This window comes from Winogradskyella ouciana (assembly GCF_009709615.1).
Classification (GTDB): Bacteria; Bacteroidota; Bacteroidia; order Flavobacteriales; family Flavobacteriaceae; genus Winogradskyella; species Winogradskyella ouciana.
In genome coordinates, this window is record NZ_WJYA01000296.1 from 1 (window position 1) to 238 (window position 238).

A 238-nucleotide genomic window follows, 5' to 3' on the forward strand; every position below is an offset into this window, starting at 1 on the left:
GCGCCCGCCGCTCGTCGAGGACACCGCGCTCGCTGTCGCGCCGCAGGTAAATGTCGAGGCAGGCGTCGATGCGGCCGATCGACATGGCCGCGCCGTTCTGCTCCTTCACGGCGGCCAGATAGCCGAAGTAGAGCCACTGCACGGCCTCGCGGCCGGTGGCGGCCGGCCGGGAGATGTCGTACCCGTACGAGGCGGCCATCGCCTTCAGTTCGCGCAGCGCCTTGATCTGCTCGGCGAT

Annotated in this window: 1 protein-coding gene; it reads right to left on the reverse strand. The window is 70.2% G+C overall.

Translation table 11 applies throughout. The annotated features are described in order from the left end of the window. Window positions 1–238 (reverse strand): pyruvate formate lyase family protein (locus F1003_RS19200; protein WP_497986944.1); only part of this gene is annotated, 238 nt, incomplete at both ends.